This window comes from Marseilla massiliensis (assembly GCF_023336985.1).
GTDB lineage: Bacteria > Bacteroidota > Bacteroidia > Bacteroidales > Bacteroidaceae > Prevotella > Prevotella intestinigallinarum.
Map to the genome: position 1 here is coordinate 34,374 of NZ_JAMBLP010000001.1, position 18,924 is coordinate 53,297.

Sequence of the window (18,924 nt, forward strand, 5' to 3'; positions counted from 1 at the left end):
TATGCGCATTGTAGATAGAGTTGGAGGTGTCCGGCTGGGTCGCTATAGCTTCAATAAGTATTGGCCGTAACTGTTCTTGGCCATCGGCTTGGCCAGTTCGTGCAACTGTTCCCTTGTTATCCATCCCTGGTTGTATGCAATCTCTTCCAGGCAGGCCACCTTTAGGCCCTGGCGTTTTTCTATTACCTCGATGAATGTGCTGGCTTCGCTGAGGCTGTCGTGGGTGCCGGTGTCAAGCCATGCAAACCCTCTTTGTAGCGTTTGCACCTTGAGGTTCTGCTGTGCGAGGTAGGCTTGGTTTACCGAAGTGATTTCCAATTCGCCGCGTTCGCTGGGCTTTATGCTCTTGGCAATGCCCACAACGCTGTTCGGATAGAAATATAAACCGACCACGGCGTAGTTTGATTTGGGGCTCTTCGGCTTTTCTTCGATGCTCAGGCAGTTGCCATGCTTGTCGAATTCGGCTACCCCGTAACGCTCAGGGTCGTTGACGTAGTAGCCGAAGACAGTTGCTTCGTTGTGCTCCTCGGCATTTTCTACGCTTTGCCTCAGCATTCCTGTGAATCCGCTTCCATAGAAGATGTTGTCGCCAAGCACCAGGCACACTGCGTCGTCGCCTATGAATTCCTCGCCAATGAGGAACGCTTGGGCAAGTCCATCAGGCGATGGCTGTTCTGCATATTCGAACCTTACACCAATGTCTTCGCCCGTTCCAAGCAACCGCTTGAAGCCCGGCAGGTCGTATGGCGTGCTGATTACCAAGATGTCCTTAATCCCGGCGAGCATTAAAACCGAGATTGGGTAGTATATCATTGGCTTGTCGAAAATCGGAATCATCTGCTTGCTGATACCCTTGGTTATCGGGTATAGCCTGGTTCCGCTACCTCCAGCTAATACGATACCTTTCATTTTGAATAATATACTCCAGTTTATGAATTTTCTGCAAAGGTAATCTTTTTTCTCCTATTAGGAAGGATTTTGTGTTGAAAATCATTCCTTTGTCCGAGAAAATACGTAACTTTGCACTCAAAACAAATAATTGATATGTAGCAACACCCCTTTGGGGGCCGCCTTGGCATGAGGCCGCAGCGGCGTGTTCTCGGGGTGTAACAGACTGACTATTATGAATATACTATCCAAATTGTTTCGTCACAAGGATGCTGAAGAGAAGAAAGTGGGCGGCATGGAAGACTTCATGACCCTCATCCGTGTTTATTTCCAGGCGGCTATAGCTTCTGAGCTCGGCATCACCAACCTTGCCATGCTTCCCGACATGCGTGTGTTCAAGACCACGCTCCACGTGCCGACGGTCAACAACCGCCTCGGTGTGGGCGAGAAGGCCCGTTGCAAGAAAATGCTCAAAGAGATATATTCGATGGACGACGACTTCTTCAGGGAGATTGACCAGAGCGTCCGCCGCAGGTGCCGCAAGCTGCAAGACGTTCAGGTATACCTTGTGCAGTTCCAGGGTTTCACCCAGGATCTCATGATGCTCATGGGCAACCTGATGAAGTTCAAGCTGCGTTTGCCCAGCGTTTTCAAGGGGGCGCTGTACAAGATGACCGAGAAAACCGTCGACAGCATATACAACAAGAACAACTTCACGGAGCCCGGTGTGATGAAGGCCGTTGTGTCTGTGCGTGAGTATTCGCACCGACTGGGCTTCTCGCAGCGCTGGGTGACAGACTTTGTCTATAACGTTGTCATGCTGGCCAAGAAAGAGCCGCAGCCCAAGGGCGATGATAAATGATTATAGATAAAAAACATTAAATAAAGCATTCCCCTGATGTGATATTGCAAACAAATTGAAGATATTTTAATACCTTTGTATTCAGAGACTTGTTGCCTATGGCTTCAGATGAACAGACTTTGGCATTATTCCAGACCCGCGTGCGGGACTTGCTCCTTCAGTTTAACAGGCTGAAACAGGAGAACGACGAGCTATATGCCATGGTTGACCAGAATGAGAGGGAGATAAGCGACCTCCGTGGGAAGCTGGAGCAGAAATGCGATGAATATGAAGCATTGAAGATGATGAAGATGTTGGAGGTTTCAGACGAAGACATCGAAGTCACCAAAGGCCGTTTGTCAAGGCTCATAAGGGATGTTAACAAATGCATCACTATCTTGTCTGAACAGAAATAGATAGAGATTGATGGCAGAGCAGAACAGAGATAAACTACATATACGGTTGCACGTCTACGACGAAGAGTTGGAAGTCGTCGTCGACCGCGATGAGGAAGAGTACTATCGGGCTGCCGCTAAGCTCATTACGGACCGCTACAATGTCTATGCGCAGATGTACAAGGGCCATAAGGGCGACCATACGATAGCACTCATGACACTTATTGATATAGCGCTTCAGTACCAGAAGGAGCGCTATAAGAACGACACCGCGCCATACAATGATATTCTCACACGTCTGACTGCTGAAATCGAGGATGCACTTAGCGATAAAAGATGAGAATATTAACAACTTTATATTAAGCTTTATGATTATAGAAATAATTATCGGCGCCGCCGCATTGGTGATTGGTGGGGTTGGCGGATATCTCGTTTTCCGATATGTACTAACGGGAAAATATAATGAGATGATGGAGGCCGCAGAGAAGGAGGCCAATGTTATGAAAGAGAAAAAGCTGCTTGAGGTCAAGGAGAAGTTCCTTAACAAGAAGAGCGAGCTGGAGAAGGAGGTGCAGGTGCGCAACATGCACATACAGCAAAGCGAGAACAAGCTGAAGCAGCGCGAGATTTCCCTCAACCAGAGGCAAGAAGAATTGGGCCGTCGTAAGAACGACCTTGACAACCAGCAAGTGCGCATAGAGAATGAAAAGAAGTTGATACAGATGCGCCATGAAGAACTTGAGAAGATGCAGTTGCAGGAGAGGGCCAAGCTCGAAGAACTGTCGGGACTGAGCGCCGACGAAGCTAAGCAACGGCTTGTGGAGGCCATGAAAGACGAAGCAAAGACCGACGCACAGAGCTATATAAATGAGATTATGGACGAGGCAAAGCTTAATGCCAATGCCCAGGCACGCAAGATAGTCATCCAGACCATACAGCGCGTTGCCACCGAGACTGCCATTGAAAACAGCGTCAGCGTATTCCACATAGACAACGACGAGGTTAAAGGCCGCATCATTGGCCGCGAAGGCCGCAACATACGTGCGCTCGAGGCTGCCACAGGGGTGGAGATTGTGGTAGACGACACCCCCGAGGCCATCGTCATCAGCGCTTTCGACCCCATCAGGCGTGAGGTATGCCGCCTTGCGCTGCACCAGCTCGTGTCTGACGGGCGCATCCATCCGGCCCGCATCGAGGAGGTTGTGCAGAAGGTGAAGAAGCAACTTGAAAACGAGGTCATTGAGACCGGAAAGCGCACTGCCATCGACCTTGGCATACACGGGCTCCACCCGGAGTTGATACGCATCATCGGAAAGATGAAATACCGCAGCTCTTACGGGCAGAACCTGCTCCAGCACGCCCGCGAGACGGCCAACCTGTGTGCCGTGATGGCTTCAGAACTCGGGCTCAACCCAAAGAAAGCCAAGCGTGCGGGATTGCTGCACGACATTGGCAAGGTGCCCGACGAGGAGAGCGAACTGCCCCATGCGTTGTACGGGGCGAAGATTGCCGAGAAGTATAAGGAGAAGCCCGACATCTGCAACGCCATTGCCGCCCACCACGACGAGTGCGAGATGAACACCCTGCTTGCGCCCATCGTTCAGGTTTGCGACGCCATCAGCGGTGCCCGTCCGGGTGCCCGCAGGGAGATAGTAGAGGCTTATATCAAGCGCCTCAACGACCTCGAGGCCATTGCCATGAGCTATCCCGGCGTTACAAAGACCTATGCCATACAGGCGGGTAGGGAGCTTCGCGTCATCGTTGGTGCCGACAAGATGGACGACAGCGAGACAGAGGCACTCTCGGGCGAGATTGCCAACAAGATACAGACGGAAATGACTTATCCCGGACAGGTTAAGATTACCGTCATACGCGAGACGCGCAGCGTGGCCTACGCTAAGTGATGGGCTTTGCGGCGCCATTGCGCCACGACTCGTGAAAAGCAGTGCGGCAATGCCGCACTGCTTTTTTGTTTGTGGATCTGAGGGCCTGTAGGCCTGTTTACATTGTTGTATCCGTGATGGTGCTGCCCCGGCCTGCCGTCCACGTGGCTGCCTTGGGCCCCGCCGGCCGGTGGTTGCCGCCATCCAATCAGCTGTTTGCTGGCGGCGGTGTATGGTCGAGGCGACCGAGACAGGCATACGACTGCAAGCGGTGCAGGCATGCCCTTGACCCAACCGTGCGGCGTCTGGCGTCGAGGCGTGGCATGAGCCGCATCGTGGTTTTGCACGCGCGGCATCATCACGCCATTATATGGCTCGCTGCATTTATGCATAATCCACAGCCGTAGTGCCTGAAATAGCCAATGGCCTGAGCCAGAGGTGGTTGGGTGAAGTGCATGGGTTGGCCGGCAGAACAGCCCGTATTGGAATGCAAGACGGCCTGTTCTGCGCTTCAAAACGGCCCATGTTGCCCGCCGGCCACTGCACAGGGATGGGGGCGGGGCAGCAATGCCGGGTGTCCGAATGTTTTCGTTTACCTCGATTCACAGTGAATATGCGTTGCCATACTGCTTCACTCCTGCCTTCATCATGATGCGTTGTGTGGTGTGGCTTAGCCGGTGGTGTTGCTCGGAGCCATTTTTCCCAAAAGCCGAACGTCGGTTGCTACGGTCGAGGCAGGCTTCGTTTACGCTACTTTCATGCACCATCGGCATCGGCGTTCTTCAAGTCGTGGCCTGCCGACAGGCATGCATAGCCGTGCATGCTCTGCTGTGATGGCCGCTTGCCTTTGGCCGTTGGCGTGACTGTGGGGGCCGGGGCGGCATCGGCGGCCGCCATACTGCCGTATGCCCAGTGGGGCGTCATGCCTGCGACAGAATGTTTTCAGCCTTGTTGCAGCCATGTTTCTGTAAACGGCAATGCCTTCGGGGGGGGCCGCATTGCCAACAGGCAACAGCACCCGGGATAAGCCCTGACGGCAGTCGGCATGCAGGTTGCCTGGCAATCAGTCTGCGTGACATGTGGCCAAGTGGCATTGCTGTTTTGTTTTTCATGCCTGTCGTGTTGGCAATGAAAGCCCAGTGTGCACTCACTTGCAGCCGTAATGTAGGCTTGTATAGAGCATGTGGCTTTCGTCTCATGGCATTGCCATTCCACATGAAAGGGGAGAACAGCCTCGCCTGGCGTATTCTCCCCTTCGGAATATGAGTTTAATTTTGTGTGTTTGTGATTACCCTTTCTTTATAAAATATCTGTTTTCATTTCATCAAGGCCATATCCTGCCGCCGTCGATTTGAGCGTGTTTCCGTTTGGGTTAGCCTGTTTTCTTCGCAGAGAACGGCTATGCCATGAGGCAAGCATACATACATGTGCCGAAAACACGGCTCACACCGGCGGTAGACGAAGCCGGAACATGCGCCGGATTCATCATCTTGCAAGTTCCAAAATCAGCATTCCACTATTGTTAAAGAAAGCCAGATGGCCGTTTTTCAGCTTGCCGAACGATTTCACCTGGGCAAGTGCGGTCATTATGTTGTTTTCATTTTCCATGTCGGGGCATGCCATCCTGGTGGTTGCGGCTTGCCCGAACGATATGCTTCGAGGCCCGTCCTTGCCTTGTTCTATGCCCCCCATGATGCGGTTGCAGCCGGTGGTGCCACTCAGTTTGTTGGCTTTTGTGTCGAACGACAACGCCGGTGCCTTACTGTCTTTTGTGGTTTTCAGGCTCTGTCCGAACACCTTGGCTATGGTCCATTCGCCTTCTATTTCGGCGTAGGCCATGTCTTCAAATCTCTTTTCCAGCCTTGCCACCTTGTTTCCTTTCTCGTCGAGCAGTGCCAGCGAGCCGTCTTTTTCCTGCTTGAAGTCCTTGGCCTTGTTCAGGGCGGCCAACACCTTGCTTTCGGTCTCCATGTCGGGGCAGGCCATCATCGTGCTGCCCATCCTTTGGAAATCGGGCTTCTGCGTCTTGGGGTCTATCGAGCCCATTATCCTGTTGCATCCGCTGTAACCGTAGATGCGGCCCTCTTTCAGGTCAAAGCCAATGTAAGGTGCCTGTCCGGTTGTTGTCTTTATTGCGTTTCCGTCAGCCTCTGTTATGTTCCATTCGTTGTTCAAGGCTTCCTGAAGTCCTTTTTGTGGTTTGTTGCACGCAGTGAATGCCATTGCGCAAAGTGCTGCGGCTACGATTAGGTTTCTCTTCATGTCTCTGCTGTTTGTAAGTTGCTTATGTCTTGTTTGTCTACCACTAAAATGAGGTAGCGGTGCAAATATTGCGTGGGAAAGTGTTAAAAAGAGCAAAACCGGCCAAACCGTTCCACCCGTGGGGCGGTTTTAGGCCGGCCGTGGTGTTGTCATTGTGTTCTCACCCTTATTATTTCCTTTATGTCTGTGGTGTAATGCTTCGACGAATGCTCATGTTTCAATTGCCATGCACTGCCCGTTCCCTGCACTGCCACTTTCACGGTGTTATGCCCGTTTTTCCTGTTTATCGTGTCGATGGCCTTGGCCAGCCGCGCCTGTTTCTCGCGGTCGGTGGTGTCAAAGAGGTTGGCCTGAATTGCCTTGTCTGGCATGGTGTTCCATGTTATTACACCGGCTTTTTTGTAGTGATACCTGTTGTCGCCCGGCCATTCGGCCCTCAGCGCCTTGACCGCCGTGCTCACTATTTCCTGTTGGTCGTTGGTTGCCACGGCAAACTGTACTGTACGGTTGATGGGATAGTGGGGCATGTCCGTCCTGAACCGGCTCGTGTAAGCGAATACCGTGAGCGTGGCGCAGCAGCTGTGCTGCTGTTTGAGCTTGCGTGAGCATGCCGCGGCAAAGTTTGCCACGGCTTCCTCCACCTTTCCCAGCTCGCACAGTCCGCCGTCGGCAAAGCTCCTGCTGGTGCAGATGCTTTTCTTTTGTGGCAGTTCGTCGATGTCTATGCAACTCGTGCCCCTCAGTTCCTGCCATGTTCGCACGCCGGTCACGGTGAGCAATTGCCTCACCCACGACTCGCTGAGGCGCGTAAAGTCCCATGCCGTTTGCACGCCGGCGCTTTCCAGCCGGGCCTTGTTGCGCCTTCCTATGCCCCACACTTCGCCTATGGGCAGGCCCATCAGTGCCTTTGTCCGTTTTTCGTCGGTGTCTATCATGCACACCCCGCCGTAGCCTTTGTATCGTTTGCCGTAATGTCCGGCCACCTTGGCCAGCGTCTTCGTGGGTGCGATGCCCATTGTCACGGGTATGCCCGTTCCCCGTCCGATAGATTTCACTATCTGCCTTCCGTAGTCGTACAGTTCGTTGCCGGTGCCGAGGCCGGACAGGTCGATGAAAGCCTCGTCGATGGAGTACTGGGTCAGTTCGGGCGAAAAGTCGGCAAGCATCATCATCACCCTGCGGCTCATGTCGCCGTAAAGCGCGTAGTTTGAGCTGAAAACGGCCACTTTGTTGGCCTCGAGCAGGTTTCGTGCCTGGTAGTATGGCACGCCCATGCCAATGCCCATGGCCTTGGCCTCGTTGCTCCGTGCAATGATGCACCCGTCGTTGTTAGACAATACCACCACGGGCACGTCTCTCAGTGCGGGGTTGAACACCCTTTCGCACGAGCAGTAGAAGTTGTTGCAGTCTACAAGGCCGAACATTGCTCACCTCCTAAGTTGCCGCTTGATGTTGTATGTCAGTACGCCCCAAACTATGAAGTTGTTATCTTCAGTCACCTTTATCGGCTTGTATTGGTCGTTGGCCGGCATGAGCCACAGGCAGTTGGCGGCCTTGTCGGTCTTCACCCGCTTTAGGGTGAACTCGCCGTCGATGAATGCCACCACTATGTCGCCGTCTTGCGCTTCTATAGACTTGTCTATCACGAGCAGGTCGCCGTCGTCAATTCCGCATCCGGTCATAGAGTCGCCTACAGCCCTTGCGTAGAATGTTGTTGCGGGGTGGTGCACCAGTTCGTGGTTTAGGTCGATGCTTTCGCCCATGTAGTCTTGTGCCGGCGACGGGAAACCGGCCCTGATGCCCTGGTCGGCAAAGGCCAGGTTTAGTTGGCTGCTCAGGTCAGCCGAATACAATTCCAGCTTCATTTGCCCTACCTGTATGTGGTGATGGTGCCGCCGTCGCTGCCGGCATACCTCCTGAGCAGGTCTTGCAGGTATGACGCGCAGGCTTCCACCTGCTTGCTGTCGCCGTCGTATCCGTTTACCAAAAACAGCACATGCGTAGTTTCCAGTGTCATTTTTGTTCGCTCGTTGTCGCTTGTCGGCGTTCCCACCCCGCCCTTCGCGTCGCGGTATACCGGCAGCCCGGCAATGTTGAGCAGCCCCCGGCCAATGCCCTCATATGGTTCGCCCTCGCGGCCAATGCCCAGTGTGAGCGTGTCGCCGCAGAATTTGTCGGCGTCAAACCCGCCTATGCTGTATCCGTAAGCCATGCTTGCCAGGTTGACAAGGTCTACGAGTGTGTCTATCCTGTATAGCTCCTTGCCCTGCAACACCCGCCTTACCAATGCTTCGCCCGACGGGCGGTAGCGGCTGGGGTCTTTGCCGCAAGCCCGGTAGACGCGCCGCGTGGCTTCTATTGCCGGCATCTGTTTCAGGCTTTCGGGGGTCAGCCTGCTGCGGTAGTCGGCACTCAATGCGCCTATCTCTTGCCACAGCGCGTCGCTGTGCCCGCTGTTTTGTGCTGTGGCTTCAACGGCGGCGCCCACAAAGCCTGGGCACACCGTCTCTATTTCGTCTGATACGATGATGTTGATCATATTTTATCCGTTTGTGTTGTCAATCATTTTGAGAAACTCTTCCTCGCCAACAATGCGCACGCCCAGCTTCTCTGCCTTCTGCAGTTTGGCCGGCCCCATGTTGCTTCCGGCCAGTATGAATGATGTCTTAGAGCTTATGCTGCCCACGTTTTTGCCCCCGTTGCGCTCTATCATGTCTTTGTATTCGTCGCGGCTGTGGTGTTCGAACACGCCGCTTATCACTATGGATTGGCCTGCCAGGGCGTCGCCCGTGCCGGCATCATCAGCCTCGCTCACGCCCATCTGCAGGCCGCAAGCCCTCAGGCGGTCTACTATCTCGAGGTTGGCCGGGTCGTGGAAGTAGGTGATGACGCTTTTGGCTATCACCTCGCCAATGCCGTTGACGTCGGTGAGCTGCTGCAGTTGCGCCCCGGCGAGGGCGTCCATGGTGCGGAAGCGCCGCGCGAGCAGCTTGGCGGCCGTCTCGCCTACAAACCTGATGCCGAGGGCGAAGACCACCCGCTCGAACGGCACAGCTTTTGATGCTTCTATGCTTTTCACAATCTTCCGGGCCGACTTCTCGCGCGTGCCGCCTCCGTTGATGTCTTCGACACGTATGTCATACAGGTCGGCCACGTTGTGTATGAGGCCACGGCGGAAGTATTCGTCAACCGTCTCAGGCCCAAGGCTGTCGATGTTCATGGCCTTGCGCGAGATGAAGTGCTCTATGCGGCCCTTTATCTGCGGCGGGCAGCCGGTGTCGTTGGGGCAATAGTGGGCTGCTTCACCCTCATACCTGACGAGTTGTGTGCCGCATTCCGGGCAATGGGTGATAAACGTCACCTGCTCCATCCCGGGCGTGCGGGCATCGGTGTCCACCCCGACAATCTTCGGTATTATCTCGCCTCCCTTCTCCACATAGACGTAGTCGCCTATGTGCAGGTCAAGGCTTCTGATGAAGTCTTCGTTGTTCAGCGTGGCCCTTTTCACGGTGGTGCCGGCCAGTTGCACCGGCTCCATGTTGGCCACCGGCGTCACCGCCCCTGTGCGGCCCACCTGGAAGGTCACTTCCGTGAGCCTGGTGCACTCCCTTTCAGCCTTAAACTTATAGGCTATTGCCCACCGGGGGCTTTTTGCCGTGTAGCCCAGCGCCCGCTGCTGGCGCAGCGAGTTCACCTTGAGCACAATGCCGTCGGTGGCCACGGGCAGCGTCTTGCGCTCCTTGTCCCAGTGGTTTATGTAGTCGTATATTTCTTCCAGGCTCGTTGCCTTGCGCATCCCACTGCTTATCTTGAAGCCCCACCGGGCGGCCTCCGCCAGGTTTTCGTAGTGCCCGTCGCCCGGCAGCTCTTCGCCGAGCAGGTAATACAGGTAGGCGTCGAGGCGGCGGCTGGCCACGAGGGCCGAGTTTTGGCTCTTCAGGGTGCCGCTGGCTGCGTTGCGCGGGTTGGCAAACAGGGGTTCTTCGGCGGCTTCGCGCTCGGCGTTAAGCTGCTCAAACACATTCCATGGCATCAGAATCTCGCCGCGTATCTCAAACTCGCGGGGGTAGCCTTTGCCCGTCAGCACGAGCGGTATTGAGCGAATTGTCTTCACGTTGTCGGTCACGTCGTCGCCCCTTACGCCGTCGCCTCGGGTCACTGCTTGCGTCAGCCGGCCGTCTACATAGGTCAGGCTTATCGACAGGCCGTCGTATTTCAACTCGCAGCACACGTCAAACCGTTCACCGTTCAGGCCCTTGCTCACCGACTCATACCAGTCGGCCACGTCCTGTTCGTTGTATGTGTTGGCCAGCGAGAGCATGGGGTAGCGGTGCTCCACCTGCCTGAATTCTTTGTTGATGTCGCTGCCCACGCGCTGTGTCGGCGAGGTAGGGTCGGCCATTTCCGGGTGGCGTGCCTCGAGTTCTTGCAGTTCGTGCATCATCATGTCAAACTCCATGTCGCTGATGGTTGGAGCGTTCAGCACGTAGTATCTGTGGTTGTGCTCGTGCAGCTCGTTGCGCAGCTGCACTATCCTTTCTTTTTCGTTCATGTCGTTCTGTTGTCTTCGGTTTGCAAAGTTACTCATTTTTATCAATCACCGATGTTCTTCCCTGCGAAAAAATGCTATTGCCATTCTCTGTGTTTTTCGCATGTTGTGGGCAGGATGCAAAAATGACGCTCCGTCATGTGCCCACTTGTTAAGTGCGACAATGGCGGTGCGCCATTTTTGCGTTTATTGCCTTGCGGCCCCGTGTTGTGCTTTCTATCTCACAACGACCTTTGTCTTTTCGCCATGTGCGCTTACTATGCAAATACCGGCCGGTGCTTCCACGATGTCAGTTCCATCGGCCACACCTTCAGCCACGAGCTGTCCTCCGGCCGCATATACCTTATATGCAATAGGCTCACCGTTTGCGCTGATGCTTATGCACCCCTTTCCGCCTGTCACGCTACAGCCATCCGATGCCGCAATTTCGTCGTTTATGTCCGCCGGGAAGTCGGCTGTCTCGCGTATTTCGGCAAAGCCCTTGGCAAACATTGATGCTTCATACAGGCTCTTTGTGCCGATGGGAACATACAGAACGGCATCTGCCGCAATCTTGTCGAAAGGCGGCTGCGGGGCATTGGCCGCGCCTGAGCCTGCATTGGCCATGCTGTGTATGAACTGAACTTCGGGAGGCGTCTGCCTCGGGCAGTACACCTCGCTCAGGTTCTCGCATCCGGCGAATGCCGCATTGCCAATGCTTTCAAGCGATTCCGGCAGAATGAGCTTTGTCAGGCTCAGGTTTCCGAAAAATGCTTCGTTGCCTATTGCCTCAAGTTTACAAGGCAACGCCAATGTGGTGAAGCCGCACGACTTGAATGCTTCCTGGAATATCATTGCGAGTTCTGACGGCCATCTAACATCGCTTAGTCTGTTGCAATCTTCAAACACGTTGTTCACTATTACGGCCAATCGGTTGGGCAGTACGATCTTACGCATGGACCAATCATCGTAAAAGGCGTATTCCTCAATGTTTTTTACGCTTTCAGGAATTACCATCTCCTCTATTTTTGCAATATTTGCAAATGCGAAGGGGCCAATGTTTTCAATCCCGTATGGAATGTCAATGGTCATTAAGTTGGAGCACAAGTTAAACGCTTCTATTCCAAGGTGCCTGATGGTCGATGGCAAGCTGACCGATTTTAGGCTATAGCAGCTATAAAAGCAGCCTGCTCCGATTGATTCTATACCTTCCGGTATGATGGCAGTCTTTAGGTAATTACATTGGTTAAATGCCATATCCCCGATGCTTTTGAGTGTTGTTGGGAATCTTATTTCTCTCATTGTTGGGTTGCAAAACACTTCGTTTCCTATGACCCGAAGCGTTTTTGGCAGCACTATCGAATCGAGATGTACCGGGTCAAATGATATGTAAAACGCATTTTCGGGCAGCGAATCGTTCTCAACCTCGCTTTCGCCTAAGTCAATCACCCGCAACTTACCTTTGGCGAGGCATTGGCGCATCACCGGGAAGTCAGTGTGCTTCAGGCTTCCCTTGACCACCAGCGTGTCTATTTCCAGCATGTCTTCGCCCAGCAATGCCTCCAAAGCCTGCCCGTCTTTCACGTCAACCACCCTTTTTGTCTGTGCCTCTATGGCGTTGGCCAAGAGCAACAGCATCAATATCAAAACTTGTTTCATAGTTGTAAAGCCTTTAAAGGCAGGCCGGGCAGCCCCCGGCCTGTACTGGTTCGTCATTCGTTTACTATTCTCTTTGTGTCCATAGTCACTCCATTCTCTTCGAGGGTGACCACATATACCCCTTTCGGGCAGTTGCGTATCTCTGCCACTGCTTTCGTTTCCGCCTTGTAGGTCTTTGTTTATTGTGTGCCATGGCTACCATACATAAAATTCTTTTCATGATGCTTGATTTTAAAAAAGTTGGATTTTTAGGGCTTGGATAGAACATCATGCAATGACGGCGGCTGTTGCCGGTGATGTCGTTTGCATGGTGTCTGTGAGTGGCTGCCATGGTGTTTGTGTTTGCTTGGTCAACTTCATGACATTGTGCAGAGCAGTCCTTGTGGTAATTACCTTAGGCCTTACAAGCAAGTTGTTGGTTCGAAACTCACGCTTACGCAATATCTCTGCTTGTTTGGGTTGTTGTGCGTTTATTCGTTGAGGCTTTCTCCTTATGCAAGGGTGGCACAACAAAGAATATGGGGCAGTTCGTATTGTTTGCCCATGTTCACTGTTTTAAATCACTTTTGTTACTTTTTAACCCATAGGCGTTGACTTTTAATTTGAATTATTAATATCGCAAATATAGATAAATTAATGTATATCGTCGGTCTTTTGCGTATAAATATTATGGTGTTGTTGTAAATCTGCCAATCTTGGAGACCTGTAGATATGTTGTGAAACGTTTGATGTCGTGTTTCACGGCGTGTATGTCGGCATGGGATAAACACTGATTATTTTTTAGAGATTGGCATTGTAATATAGCTGGGTTTGGGCAACACCAAGTTTTCGGTCATGGCTCTTCGGGTCTTCTTCAGGTGTATAGCCTCACGATGACCTTCGCTTTGTTGCCATTAGTGCGCCTGTGCTTGGTGCAGGCAAGTGTTTGGCATTGCCTTGTCTGTTGTGGGTGGAAATGCCAAACCGGCCGTTCTGCATTGCAGAACGGCCGGTTTTACGGTGTGATACGGCCCGTATGAGAACGTAATATGGGCCGTTTTGCAAAGTGCTGTTCGCCAGACTGTTGCCTGCCTTTTGCCAGCCGGGTTGAGCTGGCCGTTGGCTGTAGCACACAGAGCCGGCCCGGCGATGGTCAGAACGGTGCAAACTCCTTGTGGCTGGCAGTGCATATTGCCATGCACTCCATCTCGATGAGCCACCCGGGGCGGCATACCGGGGCGTGGACTATGAGCCGTGGCGTTGAGGGAAACCTGCCGTCGAACATGGCTTTCACCGTGGAGTAGTCGGCCGGGTCGCGCAGGTAGATTGTCATCTGTGCCACATCGTCGAACGTGCAGCCAGCCTCGCGGAGCAGCGCCTCGACGTTGCCCCACATGCGCTCCGTCTGTTTCCTTATGTCGCCCGGGTAGACCACATCGCCGTTGGTGTCGATGCTGGCCGTGCCAGATATGAACACGTGATGGCGGTCGCCGTATTCCACGCATGTGCCGCGCTCGAAGCTCACCCCGTAGTCGCTGGTGCGGTTCATGTGGTCGGCGGCATACAGGTGCTGTATCTGCTCTTTGCAGATGCCCTTGATGGCGTAATTGTCCATTTGCACCGACACCGTGGCATCTTCCTGCCTTCCGCCTATGCCTGTGCTGGCAATGAAATGCGTTGCCGGCGTGAGGCTTTGCGTGGCAAAGACCTCGTTGCGCGCCTTGACCATGCCGGCGTAGTTGATGTCGACATCGTTGACGAAAAACCACGTGCGGATGCAGTTGTCAGCCAGGCTGCAGCCCTCTGCGGCAAGCTGCATCAAATAGCTGTTTAGCAGCAGGCGCGTTTGCAGCTCCGAGTTGGCCTCGTGGCGGTGGGCGCCGCCGTCCCACAGGTGGGTGTATCTGCCGTGGGCCACACGGTAGAGTCCGCTCGGCGAGATGGCCGTGGCCACTCCAGACTGCATGTATACCCACAGTGCCACCTTGGTTCCGTCGAGCGGAGCCTGCTCGATTACCGACAGGGCGCAGTCTGACCCCTCGGCCGCCATTGCGTGGATGGTGGCCGCCTGGTTTGCGGCGTCGCTCAGGTAGTAGCGTTTGAACACGGCCTCAGTGCCCCGCAGTTCGTTGGAGCGCAGCTCGTCGTAGGTGTTGAGCAGGGCGTCGAGCTGCTCGGCGTAGCTCAGCGATGTGTTTGTCACGTGTATCACGGCCTGGCATTCCCTTGCCTCAGTGCCGTTGTCAAACTCGAATATCTCTGTCTTTGTGTTGGCTTTGCTTACAGTCTGTTTGTTCATAGTTGTTTTATTGTGTTAATGGTGTAGTCATTTCAGGCGTAGGTGTGCATTCCGCTGCCCAGGAAATAGTTTACCCCGAAATACGTCATCAGTATGGTCAGGAAGGCTGCGGCCATGAATGCGTGGAAGCACAGCGGTCGCCTCAGGGCGGGCAGCGTGTCGGTGTGGGCAGCCACGGCGTAGACCATGAGGGTTATCAGGGCCCATGTCTCCTTGGGGTCCCACCCCCAGTATTGCCCCCACGACACGTTGGCCCACACCGCCCCGACGAAGGTGCCTATGCCGAGTGCCGCCAGGGCGGGGTAGAGCAGCAGCCGCGAGAGCAGCTGCAGCGATGCCAGTGGCGCCTCGGTGCTTCCGGCCGAGCCCCTGAGCCTGTGCGCGGCGGCTATGGCCAGGGCCGTTACACCGCAGATGAACGTCAGCGAGAGCAGGGCGAAGGCAAGCATGATGACCGACACGTGGATGCTCAGCAGTGGCGAGTTGAGCACCGGCATTATGTTGGTTATGGCTGGGTCCATCTGTCCGATGTGCGACACGAGCAGGAAGAAGCCTGCCATGAGGAATCCGAAAGTGAGGGCGATGGGAAACCGCCGGCTGGCCGCCATCGACAGCAACATGACGAGCCACGCCACGAGCAGCATGGTCTCGTAGCCGTTGGACATGGGAATGTTTCCCGAGACAATCCATCGTAGTGCCCCGCAGAAGGTGAGCGCGGCAAAGGCGGCGCCCATTGTGGCGAGGCTTATGCGGCGCACGGCCTTGCAGGCCCTGCCGTCTGCCATGGTGTCGGGGCGCGGGGCGCTGAGGCGTATGATGGCGGCGGCCAGCGTGACGAGGCCCATGGCGAGGCACACCATGAAGAGGATGGTGGCAAAGGGTATGGCGTTGTATGTGCGCTCGGCCCACGTCTGCACGGGCCCGGGCAGCGAGTGGCCGGCGTTTTGCGTCTGGTAGGCCGCCATCTTGTCGATGATGGTGCGAGCGGCGGGCATGTTGCCTTTCAGAATCTCGCCGTAGAGCAGCGAGAACACGTTGGCCATGTACAGTCGCCGGTCGTTGTCTATGGTGTCGGGCAGGTTGTCGGTGGGCGCATACCACGTGGTGTGGCCCCCCGCGGTGTGCGGAAACACCTTGAGCGTCAGTCCGCGGCGCAGCTCCATTATGAGCTGAATCTTGTTGTCAATGTCGGCCGCCTGCTTGTGGAATGCGTCGCGGTTGCCCCTGTAATACTCGTGTATGTATGGGCCGAGAATGTATCCGCCCATGTCGGAGTTGAAAAACGTGTTCACCGAGACGTAGTCGGGCAGCTGCAAAGTCTCTTTCAGCTCGCCGTCCTTCAGCTTTATGAATGGTTCGTCGCTCCACTCGTCGCCCCAGAATATCCATCCCGTGAGCACCTGCTCGGCCGTGAGGCCCCGGTACGAGCGACTTCCGTGCAGTTTCTTGGTGAAGTCGATGGCCAGCGTCTGCAGCTGGCATATCCTGTCGTTGTACAGTATGTTGAGCCTGCCGAGCCTGTCGGCGTCGGCCTCGGGCAGGGTGGTGGCTGCCCGTGCGGCCTGGGGGGCCATGGCCAGCAGTGCCGCCGCGCCCATGATGCCGCGCCTGAGCAGCGGGCTGCGCAGCAGTTTGCGGTAGGTGGCCCCGGGGTCGATGAGCATCCACACGAGCGAGATGAACAGCAGGGCGTAGCCGGTGTAAGTCACGGCTATGCCCCACGGGTCGGAGTTGACAGCCAATATGCTGCCCCTCCTGTCTTCGTCGTACGAGCTTTGGTATAGCCTCACGGAGCTGTAAGTCATGATGTTGTTCATAGAAACGCGGCCTTTGGCCTGTGCGGTGCCGTCGATGATGGTCAGCGCCGACACGTAGTCGGACGGCGCCTTTGTGCCTTTGTAGTATTCGATGTCGAACCTGTCGAGGCGAATCTCGAACGGCAGGCTGCGCGTGGCAGGTGTATCTGTTCCGTTGTCTTCGTAATAGGTGGCTGTGGGCTGGCCTATGCGCAGGTGAATCATGCCCCTGCGGGCAGTCAGGTGGGTGAGCAGCGCGCCGGCAAGGATGATGGCGAGCGATGCGTGGAGCGTAAGCAGCGACCACCGCCTGAGCCTGCGCCTGGCAATCCACGCAATGCCTGTGGCGGCCAGCATGGCCCACAGCAGCGTGAACCACCACGCTCCGTAGATGTGTGTAGACACGAAGTCGGTGCCTTCCGACTTCTCTATTACCGTTGCGGCGGCCATGGCCGCTATGGTGAGTATGTAGAATGCGAAAAGAGCTTTCCTTGTCATATCCTTGCAGGTTGGTTTGTGTCAGGGTTTGGCCGGGCCGGTGGCTGTGTGCCAGGCCGGCCCGGCCGAAGGTTGCGACGGTAGGTTGGGACCGTCAGATAGAGCGCAAGAACTTTACCACCGCGTCGCGGTCGGCCTTAGGCAGGTTGTAGAACTTGTACGCACTGTCGTATGCCTGGCTCTTCTTGCTGTAGCAGTGCCACATTATAGCTTCCACCTCGTTGCGTGCGCGGCAGTCGTGCAGGCGGTCTTCGGCCCCGGTGTTGATGAGCGACAGGCCGCGCCCCCAGAGCGGGGTGGTGCGGCACCACGAGCCGTGGATGTCGTTGGCCATGTACAGCTTGTGCTGCACGAAGTCGGAGTAGGGGTAAATCTTCTGCTTGGGATACTTCGGCAGCGGGCGCCCCTTTATTACGTCGGGCGTCCAGTAATTGTCGTCGCCCGTAGTCCACGACGGCCTGTGGCAGGTGGCGCAGCCCATTTCCATGAACAGTTTCTTGCCTCTCTGCACGTCGGGGTCGTTGAGGTTGCGTGCCCGCGGTATCGACAGGCCGCGGTGCCACACCATGAACGCGTAGAAGTTGTCGGTGCTCATGTCGGGTGTGAAGTTGTGCCACTTGTTGTCAAACTGGTTGGTGTTGGGCGACAGGAGGTTCTTCACGGCGTCGGCAATGCCCTCGTCGGTTCCGTCGGCATAGTATGGCGACGTCGGGTCGCGCTTGATGGCGCTTATCACGTCGGCGTTCATCGACATGGCGTCGGCCCATGCCTGTGTGGTGTAGAGCTTAGGCCGGTCGGGTCGCGACACGTTGGGTATGTTCCACATTGCGTTGGCTCCGGCCCCGTCTTGCAGGCTGGCCCTGGTGAGCGCATAGGTGTACCGCTTTATCTTGCCCGTCACGGCAGTGCCGTCGGCCAGAGCGCCCGGGCTTGTCCAGTTGGTGTAGTAAGCGGTCGACGCCCAGTCGTTGGCCTCTTTGTCCCACATGGCCGGGTTGACCTCAGAGTATCGTGCCGTGAGCTCATACTGCTTTTTCAGCGAGTCGTCGGGTATGGCGTCTATAAGTCCGGTGCCAATGATGCCGATAGTAGACTCGAGGCGCACCGCGTAGTTGGTTGGCACGGGGTAAGTGTTGAAGGCCGAGGGGTCGATGGTCACCTCGGGGTAAATCAGTTCGTAAGAGTCGCCGCCGTTGGGGAACGTCATCGACAGTCCGCTCTCCATTGCCGTGACGTTCTTCCAGGTTATTGTTATCTTGTCTTCGTCGACAGGTGGCAGGAACGGCGATACGGCCTGTGTCTGCGGCATGCCCGTCACCTCGCTGATGTATGGGCCGTCGTTGCTGTTTGCCCCGTCGTCGGGATGGTATATCACGAGCAGGTAGCCATTGCCGAAGCCGGCCTTGTAGGAGTCTTGCCGCTTGCCGTGGCCGTAGCCGGGGTGGCAGTCAATGCACGACTTGCGCACCGAGGCCGGGCCGAGCCCGTTGAAGGGTGGCGTGTCGATGGTGACATTGCGCTCAAAGAACATCTCGCCTCGATTGAACTGGTCGGTCAGTCCCATGTTGGTTGTGGCCGGGGTCTCGTCTTCATAGCATCCTTCCGACACGTTGAGCGTTGTGCCCAGCTCTCCTCCGGGATACCATTCGTCGGCAGAGAAGTTGCCCACGGCCTTTCCGATGTACGACACATCGTCGACAGCGCCGGTCTGTCCGCCTCCTGTCGAGGGGGCGTCGTCGGAGCATGCCGCCATCGACAGGCAGATGCATCCGGCCAAGAGCTGAATGTTTCTTGTCTTGTTCAAATTCATAATCGTATTTTTTAGTTATTAATCAGTATGTGCTCGTGCCGGCAGCGGCGCCGGCACGAGTCAACAGTCACAGTGTGTTGTAATGT

Annotated in this window: 15 protein-coding genes; 4 read left to right on the plus strand and 11 right to left on the minus strand. The window is 55.3% G+C overall.

Annotation, left to right across the window (positions count from 1 at the left end):
* Positions 1 to 42: 42 nt before the first annotated feature.
* Positions 43 to 909, minus strand: coding sequence for a glucose-1-phosphate thymidylyltransferase RfbA (gene rfbA, locus M3089_RS00130; protein WP_249081114.1), 867 nt, complete (start codon positions 907 to 909; stop codon positions 43 to 45).
* A 214-nt stretch (positions 910 to 1,123) separates the two neighbouring features.
* Here rfbA and M3089_RS00135 point away from each other — a divergent pair, with 214 nt between their 5' ends.
* The 4 genes from M3089_RS00135 (at position 1,124) to rny (ending at position 4,028) form a co-directional block, all read left to right on the plus strand.
* Positions 1,124 to 1,750, plus strand: coding sequence for a hypothetical protein (locus tag M3089_RS00135; RefSeq protein WP_249081116.1), 627 nt, complete (start codon positions 1,124 to 1,126; stop codon positions 1,748 to 1,750).
* A 98-nt stretch (positions 1,751 to 1,848) separates the two neighbouring features.
* Positions 1,849 to 2,145 carry a hypothetical protein gene (locus M3089_RS00140; protein ID WP_205108875.1) on the plus strand — a complete coding sequence of 99 codons (297 nt, stop codon included), beginning with the start codon at positions 1,849 to 1,851 and terminating at the stop codon, positions 2,143 to 2,145.
* Positions 2,146 to 2,155: 10 nt separating this feature from the next.
* Positions 2,156 to 2,464: a cell division protein ZapA gene (locus M3089_RS00145; RefSeq protein WP_205108705.1), complete on the plus strand. Its 309-nt coding sequence runs from the start codon at positions 2,156 to 2,158 to the stop codon at positions 2,462 to 2,464.
* A gap of 28 nt (positions 2,465 to 2,492) precedes the next feature.
* Complete coding sequence (gene rny, locus M3089_RS00150) at positions 2,493 to 4,028, plus strand: ribonuclease Y (protein ID WP_249081117.1); 1,536 nt, start codon at positions 2,493 to 2,495, stop codon at positions 4,026 to 4,028.
* Between the two features lie 581 nt (positions 4,029 to 4,609).
* Here rny and M3089_RS00155 read toward each other — a convergent pair.
* From M3089_RS00155 to M3089_RS00200, 10 genes are all read right to left on the minus strand, one after another.
* Positions 4,610 to 4,774, minus strand: coding sequence for a hypothetical protein (locus M3089_RS00155; RefSeq protein WP_249081118.1), 165 nt, complete (start codon positions 4,772 to 4,774; stop codon positions 4,610 to 4,612).
* Between the two features lie 718 nt (positions 4,775 to 5,492).
* The gene (locus M3089_RS00160) at positions 5,493 to 6,269 is read right to left on the minus strand and encodes an META domain-containing protein (RefSeq protein ID WP_249081119.1); all 777 of its coding nucleotides are present in this window, start codon (positions 6,267 to 6,269) and stop codon (positions 5,493 to 5,495) included.
* 149 nt (positions 6,270 to 6,418) lie between these two features.
* Complete coding sequence (locus M3089_RS00165) at positions 6,419 to 7,693, minus strand: Y-family DNA polymerase (RefSeq protein WP_249081120.1); 1,275 nt, start codon at positions 7,691 to 7,693, stop codon at positions 6,419 to 6,421.
* A 3-nt stretch (positions 7,694 to 7,696) separates the two neighbouring features.
* The gene (locus M3089_RS00170; RefSeq protein ID WP_249081121.1) at positions 7,697 to 8,134 is read right to left on the minus strand and encodes a LexA family protein; all 438 of its coding nucleotides are present in this window, start codon (positions 8,132 to 8,134) and stop codon (positions 7,697 to 7,699) included.
* Positions 8,135 to 8,139: 5 nt separating this feature from the next.
* The gene (locus M3089_RS00175) at positions 8,140 to 8,805 is read right to left on the minus strand and encodes a B3/B4 domain-containing protein (protein ID WP_249081341.1); all 666 of its coding nucleotides are present in this window, start codon (positions 8,803 to 8,805) and stop codon (positions 8,140 to 8,142) included.
* A 6-nt stretch (positions 8,806 to 8,811) separates the two neighbouring features.
* Positions 8,812 to 10,821, minus strand: a complete 2,010-nt coding sequence (gene ligA, locus M3089_RS00180; RefSeq protein ID WP_249081122.1) for an NAD-dependent DNA ligase LigA — start codon at positions 10,819 to 10,821, stop codon at positions 8,812 to 8,814.
* A gap of 213 nt (positions 10,822 to 11,034) precedes the next feature.
* Positions 11,035 to 12,456, minus strand: coding sequence for a leucine-rich repeat protein (locus M3089_RS00185; protein WP_249081123.1), 1,422 nt, complete (start codon positions 12,454 to 12,456; stop codon positions 11,035 to 11,037).
* Between the two features lie 1,132 nt (positions 12,457 to 13,588).
* Complete coding sequence (locus M3089_RS00190; protein ID WP_249081124.1) at positions 13,589 to 14,734, minus strand: Rid family hydrolase; 1,146 nt, start codon at positions 14,732 to 14,734, stop codon at positions 13,589 to 13,591.
* Positions 14,735 to 14,766: 32 nt separating this feature from the next.
* Positions 14,767 to 17,028 (minus strand): cytochrome c biogenesis protein CcsA, encoded by a 2,262-nt coding sequence (gene ccsA / locus M3089_RS00195; protein ID WP_249081125.1) that lies wholly within the window; start codon positions 17,026 to 17,028, stop codon positions 14,767 to 14,769.
* A 94-nt stretch (positions 17,029 to 17,122) separates the two neighbouring features.
* Positions 17,123 to 18,838, minus strand: a complete 1,716-nt coding sequence (locus tag M3089_RS00200) for a di-heme oxidoredictase family protein (protein WP_249081126.1) — start codon at positions 18,836 to 18,838, stop codon at positions 17,123 to 17,125.
* Between the last annotated feature and the right edge of the window lie 86 nt (positions 18,839 to 18,924).

Excerpts from the sequence above, each read along its gene's own strand:
- M3089_RS00160 (WP_249081119.1), bottom strand. The coding sequence starts at position 6,269 with ATGAAGAGAAACCTAATCGTAGCCGCAGCACTTTGCGCAATGGCATTC.
- rfbA (WP_249081114.1), bottom strand. The coding sequence starts at position 909 with ATGAAAGGTATCGTATTAGCTGGAGGTAGCGGAACCAGGCTATACCCG.
- M3089_RS00200 (WP_249081126.1), bottom strand. The coding sequence starts at position 18,838 with ATGAATTTGAACAAGACAAGAAACATTCAGCTCTTGGCCGGATGCATC.
- ccsA (WP_249081125.1), bottom strand. The coding sequence starts at position 17,028 with ATGACAAGGAAAGCTCTTTTCGCATTCTACATACTCACCATAGCGGCC.
- M3089_RS00135 (WP_249081116.1), top strand. The coding sequence starts at position 1,124 with ATGAATATACTATCCAAATTGTTTCGTCACAAGGATGCTGAAGAGAAG.
- M3089_RS00190 (WP_249081124.1), bottom strand. The coding sequence starts at position 14,734 with ATGAACAAACAGACTGTAAGCAAAGCCAACACAAAGACAGAGATATTC.
- M3089_RS00145 (WP_205108705.1), top strand. The coding sequence starts at position 2,156 with ATGGCAGAGCAGAACAGAGATAAACTACATATACGGTTGCACGTCTAC.
- M3089_RS00170 (WP_249081121.1), bottom strand. The coding sequence starts at position 8,134 with ATGAAGCTGGAATTGTATTCGGCTGACCTGAGCAGCCAACTAAACCTG.
- M3089_RS00140 (WP_205108875.1), top strand. The coding sequence starts at position 1,849 with ATGGCTTCAGATGAACAGACTTTGGCATTATTCCAGACCCGCGTGCGG.
- ligA (WP_249081122.1), bottom strand. The coding sequence starts at position 10,821 with ATGAACGAAAAAGAAAGGATAGTGCAGCTGCGCAACGAGCTGCACGAG.
- rny (WP_249081117.1), top strand. The coding sequence starts at position 2,493 with ATGATTATAGAAATAATTATCGGCGCCGCCGCATTGGTGATTGGTGGG.
- M3089_RS00165 (WP_249081120.1), bottom strand. The coding sequence starts at position 7,693 with ATGTTCGGCCTTGTAGACTGCAACAACTTCTACTGCTCGTGCGAAAGG.
- M3089_RS00155 (WP_249081118.1), bottom strand. The coding sequence starts at position 4,774 with ATGGTGCATGAAAGTAGCGTAAACGAAGCCTGCCTCGACCGTAGCAAC.
- M3089_RS00185 (WP_249081123.1), bottom strand. The coding sequence starts at position 12,456 with ATGAAACAAGTTTTGATATTGATGCTGTTGCTCTTGGCCAACGCCATA.